The organism is Alcaligenes sp. EGD-AK7 (assembly GCF_000465875.3).
Taxonomy (GTDB): Bacteria; Pseudomonadota; Gammaproteobacteria; order Burkholderiales; family Burkholderiaceae_B; genus Alcaligenes; species Alcaligenes phenolicus.
On record NZ_AVOG02000067.1, the window covers coordinates 102,698 to 121,435 of the forward strand.

The 18,738-nt window shown below is 57.6% G+C and carries 15 protein-coding genes; 10 read left to right on the forward strand and 5 right to left on the reverse strand.

The window, feature by feature from the left end; genetic code table 11:
• Positions 1-16 precede the first annotated feature (16 nt).
• Positions 17-397 carry a DUF423 domain-containing protein gene (locus N879_RS17455; RefSeq protein WP_009457750.1) on the reverse strand — a complete coding sequence of 127 codons (381 nt, stop codon included), beginning with the start codon at positions 395-397 and terminating at the stop codon, positions 17-19.
• Positions 398-489: 92 nt separating this feature from the next.
• Between N879_RS17455 and N879_RS17460 the strand changes: the two genes are divergently transcribed.
• The 8 genes from N879_RS17460 to N879_RS17495 all read left to right on the forward strand — a co-directional run bounded on the left by N879_RS17460 (position 490) and on the right by N879_RS17495 (position 10,677).
• Positions 490-1,494, forward strand: coding sequence for a magnesium and cobalt transport protein CorA (locus N879_RS17460; protein WP_009457748.1), 1,005 nt, complete (start codon positions 490-492; stop codon positions 1,492-1,494).
• Between the two features lie 41 nt (positions 1,495-1,535).
• The gene (locus N879_RS17465) at positions 1,536-3,137 is read left to right on the forward strand and encodes an acyl-CoA dehydrogenase family protein (RefSeq protein WP_009457746.1); all 1,602 of its coding nucleotides are present in this window, start codon (positions 1,536-1,538) and stop codon (positions 3,135-3,137) included.
• Between the two features lie 102 nt (positions 3,138-3,239).
• On the forward strand, positions 3,240-3,812 hold the full coding sequence (locus N879_RS17470) for a thermonuclease family protein (protein WP_230940585.1): 573 nt from the start codon (positions 3,240-3,242) through the stop codon (positions 3,810-3,812).
• Positions 3,806-5,992, forward strand: a complete 2,187-nt coding sequence (locus tag N879_RS17475) for an ABC transporter substrate-binding protein (RefSeq protein WP_031233016.1) — start codon at positions 3,806-3,808, stop codon at positions 5,990-5,992. The genes N879_RS17470 and N879_RS17475 overlap by 7 nt, the downstream gene beginning before the upstream one ends.
• Positions 5,992-6,969, forward strand: a complete 978-nt coding sequence (locus N879_RS17480; protein WP_009457740.1) for an ABC transporter permease — start codon at positions 5,992-5,994, stop codon at positions 6,967-6,969. Before N879_RS17475 ends, N879_RS17480 begins: the two co-directional genes overlap by 1 nt.
• A 7-nt stretch (positions 6,970-6,976) precedes the next feature.
• Positions 6,977-8,431 (forward strand): ABC transporter permease, encoded by a 1,455-nt coding sequence (locus N879_RS17485; RefSeq protein WP_009457738.1) that lies wholly within the window; start codon positions 6,977-6,979, stop codon positions 8,429-8,431.
• On the forward strand, positions 8,428-10,113 hold the full coding sequence (locus N879_RS17490; RefSeq protein WP_022983537.1) for an ABC transporter ATP-binding protein: 1,686 nt from the start codon (positions 8,428-8,430) through the stop codon (positions 10,111-10,113). The genes N879_RS17485 and N879_RS17490 overlap by 4 nt, the downstream gene beginning before the upstream one ends.
• A gap of 87 nt (positions 10,114-10,200) precedes the next feature.
• A complete protein-coding gene (locus tag N879_RS17495) occupies positions 10,201-10,677 on the forward strand; it encodes a DUF1178 family protein (RefSeq protein ID WP_022983538.1) in 477 nt (158 codons plus the stop codon).
• Here N879_RS17495 and N879_RS17500 read toward each other — a convergent pair.
• Positions 10,628-12,508 (reverse strand): sigma-54-dependent Fis family transcriptional regulator, encoded by a 1,881-nt coding sequence (locus N879_RS17500; protein WP_031233017.1) that lies wholly within the window; start codon positions 12,506-12,508, stop codon positions 10,628-10,630. The genes N879_RS17495 and N879_RS17500 overlap by 50 nt on opposite strands.
• 242 nt (positions 12,509-12,750) lie before the next feature.
• Here N879_RS17500 and exaC point away from each other — a divergent pair, with 242 nt between their 5' ends.
• Together exaC and N879_RS17510 are read left to right on the forward strand one after the other, a co-directional pair.
• Positions 12,751-14,277, forward strand: coding sequence for an acetaldehyde dehydrogenase ExaC (gene exaC, locus N879_RS17505; RefSeq protein WP_009457732.1), 1,527 nt, complete (start codon positions 12,751-12,753; stop codon positions 14,275-14,277).
• A gap of 135 nt (positions 14,278-14,412) precedes the next feature.
• Positions 14,413-15,561: an iron-containing alcohol dehydrogenase gene (locus tag N879_RS17510; RefSeq protein WP_022983539.1), complete on the forward strand. Its 1,149-nt coding sequence runs from the start codon at positions 14,413-14,415 to the stop codon at positions 15,559-15,561.
• A 162-nt stretch (positions 15,562-15,723) separates the two neighbouring features.
• On the opposite strand, the gene efp is transcribed toward N879_RS17510, so the two are convergent.
• From efp to N879_RS17525, 3 genes are all read right to left on the reverse strand, one after another.
• Positions 15,724-16,281, reverse strand: a complete 558-nt coding sequence (gene efp / locus N879_RS17515) for an elongation factor P (RefSeq protein WP_003802564.1) — start codon at positions 16,279-16,281, stop codon at positions 15,724-15,726.
• Positions 16,282-16,353: 72 nt separating this feature from the next.
• A complete protein-coding gene (gene earP, locus N879_RS17520) occupies positions 16,354-17,493 on the reverse strand; it encodes an elongation factor P maturation arginine rhamnosyltransferase EarP (protein WP_022983540.1) in 1,140 nt (379 codons plus the stop codon).
• Position 17,494: 1 nt separating this feature from the next.
• The gene (locus tag N879_RS17525) at positions 17,495-18,706 is read right to left on the reverse strand and encodes a DUF2863 family protein (protein ID WP_009457724.1); all 1,212 of its coding nucleotides are present in this window, start codon (positions 18,704-18,706) and stop codon (positions 17,495-17,497) included.
• Positions 18,707-18,738 lie beyond the last annotated feature (32 nt).

The following is an 18,738-nucleotide window of genomic DNA, read 5'->3' on the forward strand; positions in this document are numbered from 1 at the left end:
AGGCAAAGGCCTGGGGTCAGGCGTCCTTGCCACGCAGGGCGGCAATGGCCAGAAAGAGCCAGGCCAGAATCATGGCTACTCCGCCAATAGGGGTAATCGCGCCCAGCCATTTCACGCCGCTAAGCACCAGAATGTACAGGCTGCCGCTGAAAATCAGTACGCCAGCCAGCATCAGAATTGCGCTGCGCGACTGCCAGGTCGCATTCAATTGCGAGCCCAACGCGGCAATCAGCAGCAAGCCCAGACCATGCAGCAATTGATACAGCACGGCCGTGTGCCAGGTTGCCAATGCCGAAGCGTCAACCATGGCGCGCAGGGCGTGGGCACCAAACGCGCCCAGGCCTACGCCCAAGGCCATAATCAGTGTGCCCAGGCACAGAATGGATCGTGATTTCATGTCGTTCCTTGCAAGTCGCTGCGGTCGCAGCGCGGAGGGAGGCCAGTGCTATTATCGAACAAAAAAATTGGCTTTGTCTGCAAGGAGACAGCATGCAAGAAATAGCTCCGGTCGCCCCTGATGCACAAGACGTTGTGGTGGCCGCGTATCGCTATCAGTCTGGCCAGCCAGCACAGGCTTTGGATATTCATCACCTGCCTGTACACGATCCCTTGAAGGACGGCTTTATCTGGATTGGTTTGAAAGACCCCAGCGAGGCGATCTTGCGCGAAGTAGGGGGGCAACTGGGTCTGCCAGACAATGCCGTTGAAGAATTGATAGCCCCTCATCGCCGTCCCAAATTGCTGGAGTTCAGCAATTGCCTGATTGTGGTGGCGGTAACCTTGGGCCTGAAAGATCTGCGCCCACTTTTTGGTACTACGCAGATTCTGATTGCCCACGGCTTGTTGCTGACGGTGCGGCGTGGCTCCAACAGCAGCTATTTAGAGCTGCGTGCCCGTCTGGAAAGCACACCGGCCTTGCTGGAGCGGGGCAGTGATTTTGTCGCCTCGGAGTTGCTGGATCTGATTGTGGACCAGTACCAGACTTGCCTGGAACAAACCGAAAAGGCGGTAGAGGCCATTGAACAGCAATTTCTGATTCGGGGCTTCAAGGAAAACGATGTACGGCGTATTTATCGTTTACGGCGCGATTTGCTGCGCGTGTATAACGCGGTAACGCCATTGGCGGAGCTAAGCCGTCGTTTGTCGCGCATCGAGCTGGCGTATGTGGATGCGGAAAGTCGGGCATATTTCGGTGAAGTGGCAGACCGCATTGCCCGCACTTCTGAATTTATTAACAGCCTGCGGCAAGCCCTGGCCTTCGCCTTTGAAGGTGGCTTGATGATAGGGCAGATGCAGCAGACTGACACTACCCGCAAGCTGGCGGCCTGGGCGGCCATTTTGGCCGTGCCGACCGCGGTGGCGGGGATTTACGGCATGAACTTCAAATTCATGCCCGAGCTGGAATGGACGCTGGGCTACCCCCTGGCCTTGGGCCTGATGGGCAGCGTGTGCGGATTTTTGTACTGGAAATTCAAAAAGGCCAAATGGCTCTAGATTAAGAGACGGGGCAGGACGGCCGGAATCAAGGAGGCGAGATGGGTCTGGAGCAGCAGTTACAGAATCAGGTGCCGGATTTGATGAATGACGATCTGTTTGGCGAAGATCCGGCTTTACAACATTGGCAAAGCAAGCTGGCCTCCCAGGAGGCCCGGCAAGCGCTGGCGGACTACGGCCAGAAACTGGGCTCTGCCCATTGGCGCGAGCAAGGTGCCCTGGCTAATCGCCAGCCGCCGCAATGGCGAGGCTGGTCTGCCCAAGGGCAACGAGTTGATCAGGTGGATTTTCATCCCGCCTGGCATCAATTGATGAGCCTGGGCATGGAGCAGGGCCTGCATATCTGGCCCCATCAGTCCGAACCTGGCCGGCACCTGCAACGAGCCATGGGCTTTTACATGCATGGTCAGATTGAGGCGGGCACCTTGTGTCCCTTGACCATGACGCGCGCCGCTGCGCCCTTATTGCAGGCTGATCCGTTTCAGGAGTGGGCGGCCAAGCTGGACATCAATCAGTATGATTCTTCTGATCAGTTGATGACAGAAAAAAGCAGCGTGCTGCTGGGCATGGGCATGACGGAAATGCAGGGCGGCTCTGATCTGCGCGGCTGCACCACTGAAGCGCATCCCCAGGCTCAGGCGTTTCGTCTTTACGGGCACAAATGGTTTTTCTCCGTGCCGCAGGCGGACGGGCATCTGGTACTGGCGCGTGAGCACGAGCAGTTTTCTTGTTTCCTGATGCCGCGCTATACCGAATATGGCTTGAATCGCCGGTATATACGCAGGCTGAAAGACAAATTGGGCAACCGCTCCAACGCCAGTGCCGAAATTGATTTTGATGGTGCACTGGCCTGGCGCGTGGGCCAAACCGGTCGCGGTATTGCTCTGCTGGCCGGAATGGCGGCCCGTACCCGTATTGATTGCGTGCTGGGCAGTGCCGCCCTGATGCGGCAGGCTTTGGTGCAGTCCCTGCATTACTGTCAGCACCGACGCTGCTTTGGCAAACAGTTGATCGATCAGCCCTTGATGCAGGCGGTATTGCTGGATATGAGCCTGGAAAGCGAAGCGGCCACCCATCTGGCCCTGTTCCTGGTGGACTTGCAGGAACGGGCTGATGATCCCGTGGCGCAGGCGGTGCTACGCGTGCTGGCCCCGGCTGCCAAGTTCTGGGTATGTCGCCGGGCCATCGCCCTGTGTGCCGAAGCCATGGAAACCTGGGGCGGCAACGGTTATATCGAGGATGGCCCCATGCCACGCTTGCTGCGCGAAGCTCCTGTCAATTCTATTTGGGAAGGTTCAGGCAATGTGATGTGCCTGGATGTGCAGCGCGCCTTGAGTCAGGAAGGTGTCCTGGAGGCCTTGCAGGCAGACTTGCGTGCCCGTACGGGAGATGATGCGGAACTGGGTCAGGTTGCACAGGATTTGTTGAGCACGGTTTCCCAGGCGGGAGGCCGTGTCTGGACGCAGAAACTGGCCCTGCTGTACCAAGCCTGCCTGATGCGCCAGGTGGCTCCCGATGCCGTCGCGGATCTGTTCGCGACCCATCGTCTGCAACAAGGTCCGGCTACCGTATTCGGGCTGGAAGGTGTGGAGCAGGCTTCCTGGTATTTGTATCGCATCTGGCCCCGCCTGCAGGCGTCTTGACGCAGGCCTGCCTACTAGGGACATTGCTCTGGACAGGCGGTGCGCAGTATCTATAATTTGTTAGCCTTGTTTCTGCTACCCGCCTGGAGTGTTGTCCGCATCATGACTGTGTTTTCCCTGTCCGGCTTTTCTTCTTTGACGCGGCGCACAGCCGTTTGTGCTGGCTTGACGGCTGTGATGGCTGTCTGGGCCTTGCCTGTTCAGGCTCAAGACTTCGAGCTGACAGGGCGGGTGGTGCGGGTGGCCGACGGCGATACGCTGACGATTTTGCCCAGCAATAACAGGCAGGTGCGCGTGCGTCTGGCCAGTATCGATGCTCCCGAAACCACCAAAGACAGCCGTCGTCCCGGCCAGCCCTTTGCGGTGGCCTCGCGGCGCTTCCTGTCGGATTTGGTTTCCGGTAAACATTTGACCCTGTCTTGCTATGAGCGCGACCGCCACGGTCGCGCTGTATGCGATGTGCCTTTGGCCGATGGCGAAACCGCCAACCAGAAACTGGTACGGGCTGGAATGGCCATGGCCAATCGTGAAAAACGCGGCCGCTTCCTGCGCGACCCTCGTATTGATCAGCTGGAGCGCGAAGCCAAGGAAGCCGGTGTAGGCATCTGGTCAGAGCCCAGTCCTGTCCCGCCATGGAAATGGCGTTATGACTGCTGGCAGCAAGGGCAATGCTAAGCCCTTTGCGGCGGATGGGGCTGGCCTTGTTGTGCGTCGGATTGGCAGCTTGCTCCAAACCCGTTAACAGCCCTTATCAGGAAGGCAGCGCAGCAGAAAACACGCTCTACAGCGCGTTCACGACCCGCTCCCCCAATCACCTGGACCCGGCTTTGTCCTACTCCGGTGACGAGACACCGTTTACGTATTCGATTTATGAGCCGCTGTACGGCTATCACTATCTGGACCGTCCCTACCGCCTGATTCCCAAGGCGGCGGCCGAGCTGGTAGAGCCTGTATACCTTGATGAGCAGGGTAATCGTTTGCCTGCTGATGTGCCGGGCGAACAGGTGGCAGTCAGCCGTTACGATATTCCCATCAAGCAAGGCATTCGCTTTCAGCCGCATCCGGCCTTTGCCTTGGATGAACAGGGCGAGTACCGCTATTACCCCATGCGGGCGCCGGACCTGAACGATGCTTTCAGCATTACCGACTTCGCCCATACCGGCTCACGCGAGCTGACGGCTCACGATTACGTTTACGCCTTCAAGCGTTTGGCCAGCCCGCGCTTGGCCTCTCCTGTGCTGGGTGTGATGGCCGAGCATATCCGGGGCTTCAAGGAGTTCAGCGAAGAACTGGCCCGTATCGACAAGCAGGAGCCGCGTCCACAATGGCTGGATTTGCGGCCCTACACCTTGCCGGGTGTGCGAGCGCTGGATAAACACACCTTGCGCATCGAGGTGAATGGCAAGTACCCACAGTTCAAGTACTGGCTGGCCATGACCTTTACCGCGCCCATGGCCTGGGAGGCCGAGCGCTTTTATAGCCAGCCGCGCATGGCGCAGCACAATCTGACACTGGATAGCTGGCCCGTGGGTACAGGCCCATTCATGCTGACGGAATCCCTGACCAATCGTCGTCACGTTCTGAGCCGTAACCCCAATTACCGGGGGGAGCCATACCCTTGTGTGGGCGAGCCCGGCGACCAGGCTGCTGGTTTACTGGAAGATTGCGGCAAACCCATGCCTTTTCTGGACAAAGTGGTGTTCTCTCTGGAAAAAGAGGGCGTCCCCTTGATGGGCAAGTTCCTGCAGGGCTATTACGACATTCCGCAGGTGGAGCGGGGCGAGTACGGTGTCGCCATGACAGTGGCCGCGCAGGACTCGGTCGACAAAGCCAATCTGTATCAGGAGCGCGGCCTGCAATTGCGCACGGCACCTGAAGCGCAATTGTTTTATATGGGCTTTAACTGGCACGACCCGGTGGTCGGCCAGGGCGATACGCCCGAGCAGTTCGAGAAAAACCGCAAGCTGCGCCTGGCCATCAGCATTGTGTTCGACTGGGAGCAGTACGTTTCCATTTTCATGAATGACCAAGGGGAAGCCGCGCATAGTCCTTTGCCGCCTGGCGTGCCGGGCTATCAGCCGCTGCCCCAAGGTGCCAACCCTTATGTCTACACCAAGGACAATGGCGTGGTGAAACGCCGCAGTCTGGACGAAGCGCGTGATTTGCTGCGACAGGCGGGCTATCCCGATGGACGGGACAGCCGTACCGGCAAGCCCCTGATTCTGTATTACGACTCCATGATGGGTATGGGCTCGGATGCCACGGTGGACTGGATGCGCCGTCAGCTGGCCCAGGTAGGCTTGCAGCTGGAGGTGCGCGCTACCGATTACAACCGCTTTCAGGACAAGATGAAGCGGGGCGCGGCACAGCTATTTCTGTGGGGCTGGGTAGCCGACTACCCGGATGCCGAAAACTTCTTCACCTTGCTGTATGGCCCCCAGGCCAAGAAGGATTTTGGTGGTGAGAACGCCGCCAATTACCAAAGCGCGGAGTTTGATCGCCTGTACGAGCAAATGCGCTTTCTGAACGACGGCCCGGACAAGCAGGCGGTGGTGCAGCAGATGATCCATCTGGTCCAGCATGATGCCCCCTGGATGTTTGGCTATGTGCCCAATGCGGGTGGAGCCTACCAAAGCTGGGTGCGCAATGCCAAGCCGTCCATGATGGTGCGCGACAGCATCCAGTATTACCGTATCGACCCCGAACAGCGTGTGGAGCGCATTGATCGCTGGAACCGCCCCGTCTGGTGGCCCGCCATTCCGCTGGGCTTGCTGGCCTTGATTCTGGTGTGGGTGGTGCGCTCGCAGGCTCAGGCGCGTCGTCGCCATGTGGCTCTGCGCAAGGAGAAAGACTGATGTTTTCCTATATGCTGCGGCGCATTCTGTATGGCGTGCTGATTCTGATAGGGGTCAATCTGCTGACCTTTGTGCTGTTCTTTGCCGTGAACACGCCTGACGATATGGCCCGTTTGTCCATTGGTGGGCAGCGCGTCAGCCAGACGGCCATTGAAAACTGGAAGGCAGAGCGCGGTTATAACAAGCCGTTGTTTTATAACGCGCAAGCGGAAGGCTCCAAAACCTTTACCGACACGATTTTCTACGAGCGCTCGGTTCCTTTGTTGCGCCTGGATTTTGGCTTGTCCGACCAGGGGCAGGATATTGCCTATCAGATCAAGCAACGCATGGGGCCCAGTTTGGCGCTGGCCTTGCCCACCTTCTTTTTGGGCTTATGGGTGTGCATCAGTTTTGCCTTGCTGATGGTGTTCTTTCGGGGAACCCGACTGGATTTTTCAGCCGTTGTGCTGTGCGTCGTGTTGATGTCCATTTCGGGCCTGTTCTACATCATTGCCGGGCAATGGCTGTTTGCACGGGTGCTGCGCTGGGTGCCGTTTTCGGGCTGGGTGGAAGGGATGGATAACTGGCGCTTTCTGGTCTTGCCGGTGCTGGTGGGGATTTTGTCGCGCATCGGCGCAGAATCCCGCTTTTACCGCAGCCTGTTCCTGGAAGAGGCCAGCCGTGATTATGTGCGTACGGCGCGCTCCAAGGGGCTGGCGGAATCTACCGTTTTGTTCCGCCATGTCTTGCCCAATGCGCTCTTGCCCATTCTGACGGGCACCGTATCGGCTTTGCCCCTGCTGTTCATGGGCAGCCTGATTTCGGAGTCTTTTTTTGGTATTCCGGGTCTGGGCAGCTTCACCATTGATGCCATCAATGCCCAGGACTTCTCCATTGTGCGTGCCATGGTGTTTTTAGGATCAATGCTTTATATCGCCGGTTTGATTCTGGCCGATATCTCCTACACCCTGGTTGACCCCCGCATTCGTTTTAGTTGAGCCCGCCATGCCACAGTTCGTCTTTCTCTGGACCGATACCTTTGTGCTGGCACTGTTTCTGGCCATGGCGCTCTACACCTGGCGCGTCGTCAAGCGGCCTGCCTTGCGCTCGGCCTGGGCCAGTGTGGCACGTACGCCCTCGGCCATGTGTGCTGCTGTTTTTCTGGTCTTTTTCCTGCTGATTGGTCTGCTGGACTCCATCCACTACCGGCCTTTATTGCCGGCTGCCCCTGGGCAGGAAGCCAGCACAGCCAGCTATGCCCCCGTCGCCCGTTCTGCGTTGGACGATATTCTGAAAAAAGCCGGGCTGGCCGAGGTGGAAAAAACCTATTCCGCTCCCTTGGCCCGCTTTCAACTGACCAAAGAAAGCATGCTGATAGATGGCAAGCCCGTGCGGGACTTTCCGCGTCTGGTCAATGCCGGGGTGGGTATGGATACGCCTGCCGCGCATAGACACGATATTTTGCAGCTAGGCGCCAAAGGTTTGGCCTGGGGGGGGCTGGTCAGTGTGCTACTGGCTGTTCTGCTGACGCTTTGGGGGCGCAAGCAATCCATGGAGCCGGGTTGGGGCGCGGCCTGGCGTTATTGGTGGCAAGGGCAGGGCTTGGTGAATTGGCGACTGGTCTGGTTCAGCGCCTGTGTGCTGGTGATACTGCTATGCCTGGTGCTGAGCCTTAGCGCGAATTACTACGTGCTGGGCACGGATCGCACGGGTAACGACATCATCTGGCAAGCCTTGAAAAGCGTGCGCACGGCTTTGGTGATTGGCACCTTGACCACCTTCGCCATGCTGCCACCTGCCATCATTCTGGGCTTGGCCGCTGGATACTTCCGGGGCTGGGTGGATGATGTCATTCAATACATTTACACCACGCTGACTTCCATCCCTGGCGTGCTGCTGATCGCCGCTTGCGTGTTGATGATGCAGGTCTATATCGACACCCATCCCGACAGCTTCGACACCGTGGCCGCTCGCGCAGATCTGCGCTTGTTCATGCTGTGCCTGATTCTGGGGTTAACCGGCTGGGCGGGCCTGTGCCGCCTGCTGCGGGCCGAGGTGTTGAAGCTGCGCGAGCTGGACTACGTTCAGGCAGCCCAAGCCTTTGGTGTCGGTCATCTGCGCATCATGTTCCGTCACCTGCTGCCTAACGTCATGCACATTGTGCTGATCACCCTGATTCTGGAGTTCTCCGGCCTGGTGCTGTACGAGGCTGTGTTGTCTTATCTGGGTATTGGTGTGGACCCGAGCATGCCATCCTTTGGGCGCATGATTGACGCCGCCCGTAGCGAGCTGTCCCGCGACCCGATCATCTGGTGGGGCCTGGCCGGGGCTTTTGTGATGATGCTGGGTTTGGTACTGTCTGCGAACATTTTTGCCGATGCGGTGCAAACGGCGTTTGACCCTCGTACTCGTCGCTTCAAGGTTTTGCGAGTACGTCGTCCAGGAGGAGCCAAGGTATGAGCGAGCTTGAAAATGTCTCCGCCGTGAAGCCCGCTGCAACGCCTGCCGTGCTGAGTATCGAGGGTCTGGAACTGCGTGTACAGTCCGATGCCGGTGTGCAAAGTGTGGTGCGTAATCTGTCTTTGGCCGTGCAGCGCGGTGAAACCTTTGCCTTGGTGGGGGAGTCCGGCTGCGGCAAAAGCATGACGGCCATGGCGATCCTGCGCCTCTTGCCCGAAGCCGCCTGGATGCAGTCCGGTCAAATTGCCTTGGACGGGTTGGAACTGCCACCTTTGCCTGAACAGCAAATGCAGGATGTGCGCGGTAAACGCATCAGCGTGATTTTTCAGGAGCCGTCTACCAGTCTGAATCCGGTCATGTCCATTGGCCGGCAGATCAGCGAGGTGATTCGTCGTCATGGTGTGGCTCCTGCGGGGCAGGAAAGGGCAAGGGCCATCAAATGGCTGGAGCGAGTCGGCATCCCCGGTGCCGCACAGCGTTACGACGACTTTCCATTCCAGTTCTCCGGCGGCCAGAAGCAACGCATCATGATTGCCATTGCCTTGGCGGCGGAACCTGATTTGCTGGTGGCTGACGAGCCAACCACTGCGCTGGATGTAACGGTTCAGGCGCAGATTCTGCAGTTGTTGGCCGATATACAGAAAGAGATGGGCCTGGCTATCTTGCTGATTACGCACGATTTGCTGCTGGTCAAACAGTATGCCGACTATGTGGCCTTGATGCGGCACGGACAAATAGTGGAAGCCGGGCTGGCAAGCCAGTTCTTTTTGCGCCCTAGCCATCCTTATGCTCGTGAATTGCTCAATGCCATTCCCACTTTTGAGAAACGTGGGCGTCCCTTGTCCCGTGCCCCTGCGCCCATTGAAGCAGTCCCACCGCGCAATAGCGGCAAAGAGCTGGTGCTGGATATTCAGGGCTTGTCTGTTTCCTATAAGCAGGCTGGCTCCTGGTGGCGACGCCTGCCTGTCATTCCCGTGGTCAAAGACTTGAGCCTGCAACTGCACAAGGGCGAAACCCTGGCTTTGGTCGGCGAGTCGGGCTGCGGTAAAAGCACGGTCGCACGTACTTTGATGCGCTTGCTGGATCATCAGGCTGAGATCAGCGGGCAGGTGCAGATGCAGGGGCAGAACGTCTTGCAAGTGAAAGGCAAGGCCTTGCGGCAACTGCGCTCACGTTTGCAGATCATTTTTCAGGATCCCTATGGATCGCTGGATCCGCGCATGATGGTGGGCGACATTCTCCTGGAAGGCCTGACCGCGCTGCGTCCCGAGCTGGACACCAAGGCGCGTCGCAAACGAATTGAAACTTTAGTGGACCAAGTCGGTCTACCCAAGAATGCCCTGGATCGTTACGCACATGAGTTTTCCGGCGGGCAACGTCAGCGCATCGCTATTGCCCGTGCCTTGGCGGTAGAGCCCGCCGTTCTGATTTGCGATGAACCCACCTCGGCCCTGGACGTGTCCGTACAAGCGCAAATTCTGGATTTGATGCGTGAGTTACAAATGGAACTGGGTCTGGCTTATTTATTCATTACCCATAATTTCGGGGTTGTGGAGTATCTGGCCGATCGAATTGCTATCATGGCCAAGGGACGCATCGTGGAGCAGGGCAGCGCACAGCACGTTCTGTTCCATCCGCAGGAAGATTTGACGCAGCGTCTGCTGGCCGCTGTTCCCCGTTAAGCCGCGCCAAATGCCGGACTTGCCCTGATCGGTCCGGCACTTCTATGTCACAATACGGCGGTCTGTCCGCCCATTGATAAACACATTATGAGTCTGAAGGTTTTTGATCTTGAATGCGAACACGGCCATGTGTTCGAGGGTTGGTTTAGCTCACGCGAAAGTTACGATGAGCAGATCAGTCGTGGGCTTTTGTGTTGCCCCGTCTGCGACAGCCACGAGGTCAAACGCAAACTTTCAGCGCCACGTATCAATGTAGGTGCGCAGGAAAGCCTTGGCGCCCCTGCCAGTGCTCCAGTTCCGCCTCCCTTGCCTTCAACCATGCCTACCGAAGCGCAAATGCGGGCGATTCAAGGTCAGCTTTTACAAGAGCTGCGTTCGGTGATACGCAAGTCAGACGATGTGGGCACCCAGTTTGCCCAGGAAGCACGGCGCATGCACGAGGGCGACATTGAGCCGCGCGCAATCCGTGGTCAGGCCACGGTGCAGGAGTATCAGGAACTGGCCGACGACGGCATTATTGCCATGCCGATTCCGGACTTTCTGGATGATGACCGCCTGCAGTAAATAACTGCGACATCTCTTTCAGCCTGCGGTGCAAGGTACTGCGATGCAGTCCCAAGGCGCGTGCCGCTTGTGAAATATTTCCCTGATGCTGTTTCAAAGCCTGCTGCACGGCAGCGTATTCCTGTTCCTTCAGGGTTTGTGGCCTTGGGGAGTCAAGGGAGCTGGTTTCCGTAATGCTCCGGACCTCCGGGATGGCAGGTTCTTGAGCCAGCACCGGGTGTTCTGCATTCAAGCACGGCAAGGCAGGCAGGTCCTGGGCCAACCAGAGCCGCCCCGGAGAATCTTGCACAATGATTTGCAGCAGCACCGATCGCAACTGACGGTAATTGCCCGGCCAGTCGTAGTCCTGCAGTATTTGCAGGGCTTCGGGATGTAGCTGTGGAGCAGCCTGGCCTTGTGCCAGAATAGCCAGTTCTTTGGAAATATAGTCGCCCAGATCGCTGCGTTCCCTAAGGCTGGGGACTGTGCAGATATAGTCTTGCAGTCGGAAGTACAGGTCGGCACGGAAGCGGCCATCACGCACCAGTTTTTCCAGCGGTTGATGGCTGGCGCTGATCAGCTGGAAGTCCAGCCTGTGTGTGCGTTCCGAACCTAGTGCCTGCACCTCGCGCTCTTGCAGAACCCGTAGCAGACGGCTTTGCAAACCCACTGGCATATCGCCAATTTCATCCAGAAACAGCACTCCGCCATGGGCCTGACGCAATTTGCCTGCATAGCCCTGACGGCGCGCACCCGTAAACGCACCGGCCTCATACCCGAACAACTCGGCTTCGATCAGGGTTTCGGGCAGGGCGGCGCAGTTAATCGCCACAAAAGGACCGGACTGCGACTTGTGACGGCGATGCAGCTCACGCGCCATACGCTCTTTGCCCGAGCCGCTGGGGCCGCTGAGCAAGATGGACAGGCCCATTTGCATGGCTCGCAACGCCGGTTCCAGCGCCTTTTCCTGTTGAGGGGACAGTAGTTGTGTTGCTTCTGCTGTCTCGGTCCGAGCCTGTACCGCGCGGGCTGGAGCCGGAGTTTTAGCCGCTGTGCTCAGGTGGAGCGTTACAGGTCGACTCGTGCTTTTCGCCTGTTCCAGTACCGAACTTAAGTCCTGGCCGGGTAGCTCCTGCCAGTCCTGGCGCAACATGCGGGCGGCCAACTCATCGGCCGCCACAATGGTGTCATCCTCCAGAATCAGTCGCCCACTAAAAGCACTGTTGAGCAGGCTGGGGTCTGTATGCAGATGCAGCAGACGGCGCGATGGCGTGCACAGTGACTCCAGCATCTGGCGGCTGATCTGGCGGGCGTACAGTTGTGCCAAATCCAGCGCGTAGTGATGTTCCAGTTCTGAAGGCCCGGAGATATCCAGCACTCCAATAATCTGGCCGTAAGGGTCGTAAATGGGGGCGGCGTGGCAGCTAAGAATCCGGTTGTCAGGCAAATAGTGCTGGCTGCCGTGAATCTTGATGGGCTGTGCGCAGACCAGAGCTGTGCCAATAGCATTGGTGCCGCGATGGTTCTCCGCCCAACTCACACCCGCACGCAAGGCAACCTGTTCGGCCCGCTGCAGAAAGTGCGGGTCCCCCGCCTGTTGCAACACCGTGCCTTGTGCGTCGCACAATAAAACCAGACTGCGATGCGGGTGCACCAGCGCCGCCAGATCCTGTACCGCCGCCGAGGAGTGATGCAACAGGTGATGCTGTTGTTCCAGCAACTGTCGCAGCGCACCTTGGCTCATGTCTCTGGGTTCCGCGCTTAACTCCGACTCCATCGTCTGACAGCGTTCCCAGGACTGACGCCACATGGTTTCGTTGGTCTGCGGGCAAAACGAGTGTAGAGAAGTCATGAGTGTGCTCCGGGAGGGGTGTCGCATTCTGCGACAGTGCTCGCGTTTTGCGACAGTAGCTGTCGCAGCCTGCGACTGGAGGTCGTTTCATTATGGAGGCGGGCGAGCTCAGGATCGAGTCGGGACAATCGCTAGGTAGTTTGGCACGTTATTTGCTTTAGTTAAAACAGGATAAAGGCACCCCTAACCTTTCCCTGCGGTGCACGCCTTGTGACACCGAACTAAATCAATAAGGAGACATCATGAATCTGTCCGATCTCAAATCCATGGGCCTGGATCTGGAATTCCCGTTCAAATCCCGTTACGACAACTACATTGGTGGACGTTGGGTGCCGCCGGTCGAAGGCGAGTATTTTGATAACGTCTCGCCCGTCACCGGGCAGGTTTTTTGCCAGGTAGCCCGCTCGGGTGCAGCGGACATTGACCTGGCTCTGGACGCCGCGCACAAGGTGCGCCACCAGTGGGCCAATACCCCGCCTGCCGAGCGCTCCGCTGTGCTGTTGCGCATTGCTGACCGTATCGAACAAAACCTGGAACGTCTGGCGGTTGCCGAAACGATCGACAATGGCAAACCCATCCGTGAAACCCGCGCGGCTGACTTGCCTTTGGCCGTCGACCATTTCCGCTACTTTGCCGGTTGCCTGCGCGCCCAAGAGGGCAGCATCTCGGATGTGGACAGCACCACGGTTGCTTACCACTTCCACGAGCCTATCGGCGTCGTCGGCCAGATCATCCCCTGGAACTTCCCGCTGCTGATGGCCGCCTGGAAACTGGCCCCCGCCCTGGCTGCCGGTTGCCCCATCGTCCTGAAACCCGCCGAGCAAACTCCCGCTTCCATTTTGCTGCTGATGGAAATCATCGGCGATCTGCTGCCCGCTGGCGTACTGAACGTCGTCACTGGCTACGGTAAAGAAGCAGGCCATGCCTTGGCCAACTCCAAGCGCATCGCCAAAATCGCCTTCACTGGCTCCACCCCCGTCGGCCGAGAAATCCTGCACGCCGCAGCTGATCGCCTGATCCCCGCTACGGTAGAGCTGGGCGGCAAGAGCCCCAACATCTTCTTTGAAGACGTGATGCAGGCTGATGATGCCTTCCTGGACAAAGCCCTGGAAGGTTTGAGCATGTTTGCCCTGAACCAGGGCGAGATTTGCACATGCCCATCGCGTATCCTGATTCAGGAATCCATCTACGAGCGCTTTATCGAGCGTGCCGTGGAGCGAGTCAAACGTATTCAGACCGGCAACCCGCTCAATGCCGGGACAATGGTGGGCGCGCAGGTGTCCGAGAAACAGATGGAGCGCATCCTGGGCTACATCAATATCGGTCGAGAAGAGGGCGCACAAGCCTTGACTGGCGGCGAACGCAATCGTCTGGGTGAAGGCCTGGATAATGGCTACTACATCAGCCCAACCATGCTGCTGGGTAAAAACAGCATGCGTACCTTCCAGGAAGAAATCTTCGGACCGGTGGCCGCTGTGACCACCTTCAAGGACGAAGAAGAAGCCATTGCCATCGCCAACGACACCGAGTTTGGCCTGGGTGCTGGAGTCTGGAGCCGCGACGGCTCGCGTGCCTACCGCGTAGGCCGTGGCGTTGAAGCTGGCCGAGTTTGGACCAACTGCTATCACCTGTATCCTGCTCACGCCGCTTTCGGTGGCTACAAGCAATCCGGTATCGGCCGCGAAACCCATAAGATGGCCCTCAATAACTACCAGCAAACCAAGTGCTTGCTGGTCAGCTACAGCCCGAACGCCCTGGGCTTCTTCTGATCCTTTGATCTATTCGTAGTGTTGTCAGACCTCCCCCCATGCAATATGGGGGGATGCCCTCCTTGCGCGCTTGCTATGTGTTTATCCCAGAGGGCCGCAAGGAATTTCTTCGATCATTAATAAGGAATACGCACCATGACAGTCTCGGAATTCTTTATCCCCTCGCACAATATTCTTGGCCCCGGCGCACTGGATCAGGCCATGCCCATTGTCGGGAAAATGGGCTTCAAAAAAGCTCTGATCATTACTGATGCCGATTTGGCCAAGCTGGGTATGGCGAAACTGGTGGCTGACAAGCTGATTGCACAAGGCATCAATACCGCGATTTTTGATCAGGTGCAGCCTAATCCTACAGTCGGTAACGTGAATGCCGGCTTGGACGCCTTGAAAGCACACGGCGCAGATCTGATTGTTTCCTTGGGCGGCGGTTCATCGCATGACTGTGCCAAAGGCGTAGCCCTGGTCGCCAGCAACGGCGGCAAGATCGCTGACTACGAAGGCGTAGATAAATCCGCCAAACCGCAACTGCCACTGCTGGCTATCAACACCACAGCAGGCACCGCGTCGGAAATGACGCGCTTCACCATCATTACTGATGAAACCCGCCACGTAAAAATGGCAATCATCGACCGCCACATCACCCCGTTCCTGTCAGTGAACGACTCCGACCTGATGGAAGGCATGCCCGCATCGCTAACTGCTGCTACTGGCATGGATGCACTGACCCACGCAGTTGAAGCCTACGTTTCCACAATCGCCACCCCCATCACCGACGCCTGTGCGGTGAAAGTGGTAGAGCTGATCGCCAAATACCTGCCCGTTGCTGTGCGTGAGCCGCATAACAAGAAAGCCCGTGAACAAATGGCCTATGCGCAGTTTCTGGCAGGGATGGCATTCAATAACGCGTCACTGGGCTATGTCCACGCCATGGCGCACCAGCTAGGCGGTTTCTACGATCTGCCCCACGGTGTCTGTAATGCCCTGCTGCTGCCGCATGTGCAGGCTTTCAATATGCAGGTGGCAGGGGAGCGCCTGAATGAAATCGGCAAGCTGCTATCAGATAACAATCCAGATCTGAAAGGCCTGGATGTCATCGCAGCGATTAAAAAGCTGGCGGATATTGTGGGGATTCCGAAGTCGCTGGAAGAGCTGGGCGTGAAGCGGGAAGATTTCCCGGTTCTGGCCGATAACGCGCTCAAGGATGTGTGCGGTGCAACTAATCCGATTCAGACGGATAAGAAGACGATTATGGGGATTTTTGAAGAGGCGTTTGGGGTGAGGTAATGCTGTGCTAAGAGCAAGGGGCAGATATGTATTTTGGTGTTAAGTTAATACTGCCTCTTTCTCGGTTGCACAGTATTTTTAGTAAAATGGCAGGCAGGAAAAAGGGGCTGTAAAAACAGCCCCTTTTTTGCGCGTACCGCACTGGGCGGCACGACGTCTTTCTTACATCACGCGGCTGCGGTATTCGCCAGTGCGGGTGTCGATTTCGATCTTGTCACCGATATTGCAGAACAAAGGCACGCTGATTTCGGTGCCCGTGTTGATCTTGGCAGGCTTCAGCACTTTACCGGAGGTATCGCCTTTCACGGCAGGTTCGGTGTAGGTGATTTCGCGCACGATGATGGTGGGCAGTTCAACCGAAATAGCACGGCCTTCGTAGAAAACGGCCTCAACGGACATGTTTTCTTCCAGGTAATCCAGGGCGTCGCCCATGCTTTCAGCTTCGATTTCGTACTGGTTGTACTCTTCGTCCATGAAGACGTACATAGGGTCAGCAAAGTAGGAGTAAGTGCATTCGCGCTTTTCCAGCTGAACCACTTCAAATTTTTCGTCAGCTTTGTGCACGGCTTCGCTGTTCGAGCCGGTCAGCAGGTTCTTGAACTTCAATTTGACAACGGCGGAGTTGCGACCGGATTTGTTGTATTCCGTTTTCTGAACGACCAGAGGGTCGCCATTAACCATAGCGACGTTACCAACGCGCAGTTCTTGTGCGGTTTTCATTAAAAAAACTCCGAATGGGACAGGCTCCGCCAAACGCAGTGTCAGGGAGCTTTTAAGAGGTAATCCGTTATTTTAGCGTTTTCGGGCGACTTGGGTGTAAAAACTCAGCAAACTGCTGGCCAAATCGGCTTGTTCAGCCAGTTTTTCACTATAAGCACGGGCTTCTTGTTGCCATAGACGCAACACCTGGGGTTCCAGGCAGCGGCTCAAGGCAGTGGCGGCACCGGCCTGATCGGCACTGCTCCAGGCCAGATGCAGGGCTTGAACCGGCTTGGGCAAATTGCCGGTATCCAGCCAGGCTTGCAGCTTGTCCAGATGGGCCTGTTCTTTCTGTACGTAAGGCTGCCACAGCATGGGCTGAGCGGCCCAGATGGCGCGTACCAGGGAGTCCTCGCCACGCACAATATTCAGTGCGCTACGCCAGAGCAGGGCATCAAAATCGGCCTGATTCACGGCGGGGATGCGCTGAACTTGCAAGTGGCCTTGCTCCAGATCCGGGATACCTTGGGCAACAGACTCGGGCACCAGCAGCAGGGTTTTCTGCTTTAGTGTAGATAGCACTTCGGGCAGGGCCAGGACGGGCGCATCGGGATAGCAGAACAGGAACATTTGCTGCATCTCGCCCTGGAGCAGAGCTTGAATGTGCTCCTGCGCCACGCCCAGACGACTCAGCATGGCCTGGTAGGCGACATCGTCCTGTTGAAAGGCATCGCGACGGGCCAGCAGATCGCTTTCACGCAGCAGCCCCCCTGTTTGCGGGACAAAGCCGGGAAAGAAAAAATATTTGTTCGCACTACCGGCTTGTGGGGAGGGCAGGCCGTGGCAGCCCTGTACCCAGGGTTCGGCGCTCAGGTAATCCAGATTGATCCACACATGGCTATCTGCCGTCAGTTGCCGTGTCATGGCTTCGGGCGGTTCGCAGGCAAAGGCCTCGATCACGAAGGGATGTGCTGCGGGGTATTCTTGGCGCGCGTCGTGCCAATGCTCAATATCTACGCCCTGCAGTTGCTGGCTTTGCCGTTCGCTTTGAATTTCGGACTGGATACGGCTGAAGCTGTGCAGATCATCTACCCACAGGCGTAGCTGGGCGACCTCGGGTTTGGCAGCTAACTGACGGGCCAGCCGCCAGCACACGCCTATATCCCCCAGATTGTCGATAACACGGCAAAACAGGTCTATGGATACAGGTTGGGAAGCAGTAGCGGTGTTCAATTTAGTGCAGCTGTACGGGGTCCAGATCGATTTCGTCCGGCAGTTCCGGGTGCTGCATCTCGCCGTTGATGTCCGGGAAGAAGGGCGCGTTGCAATCGTCGCAGGTCTCGGTGGAGTGCAGGCCGGGCAGGCGCTGAATCTGGACCAGACCCAGGGTGCTGAGCAGGGCGGCAATCACGTCCGGGATGTCGATATGGTCGTCGCTGTGGAAAGAGGACTCGGCCTCTTCCTGGCTCAACACAGGCCAGATACAGCCATAAATCACGGTGGGCGAGGAAATGGTGCTAAAGCCCACGCGATATTCTTCGACTTGTTCTTCACCGCAAGCAACGATGACCGCACGCAAGTGGTCGGGCGAGAGCTTCACGGCTGTTTGCAGCCAGGTGATACCGGCCTTCAGGGCCAGTGGGCGAATTTCGCGGTCCGACTCGCGGTTATTGACGTAATAAGCGTTGGGAGCCAGAAACTGCAGCTGGCAGCCGGTAAACAACGGCGTGACGATGGCGGAGTAACGCTCCACCCATTGCTCTACCCAGCGCAGGTGGTCGGCTTGCAGATTGTCGCTGGATTGTTGCCAGCGAAACAGGGGCTGACCGACCGGAGCCATAACCACACCAATCAGAAAGCGGGCGTCGGCCAACAGGCTGCTGGCTTCTTCGGGTTTGTTCAGTGGAGCAGGCTCCTGGCTGCGGCCCAGAGCTTGCGCAGTCAGGCTGCGCGTCCAGGCGTAAGCCTGCTGGTAGGTCTGCGGCATCTCGTCGTAATTGACCAGATTGGGCAGCAGGGCGCACATTGTGCCTTCGGCCAGAACCGTGGCGCGCAAGGCCTCTTCCAGTTCCTTGTGTTGCTGGGGTTTCAGTACTCCCTGGGGCAGTTGATAGCGTGTCCAGGCGGTCAGCGGGGCCGAAAACAGCAGGGCGTCGTACAGCACGCCGTCATGCTCGATTTGCTGACATTCGGCGTGGGACTCGGCCAGTTCCATCAGGATTTCGTAATGCTGGTTTTGTTGCTGGCTGCCCAGCAGTTCCAGTGTCTGTTCAACCGCTGTATTGCGGCGCCCGCTATAGAGCTTGTCCAGCAATTGAGCGGTCAGCCCTTGCCAATAGCGATCTTCGATCTGCGAGCCGGAACGTACCAGTGCGTCGGTGTAATTGATCAGACGCTGGATTTCTTTGGGTTGTTGGGCGAGCAGTTTGGAATTGAGTTGCGACATGGACATACAAAACCGAGAGAGGGACAAGCTAG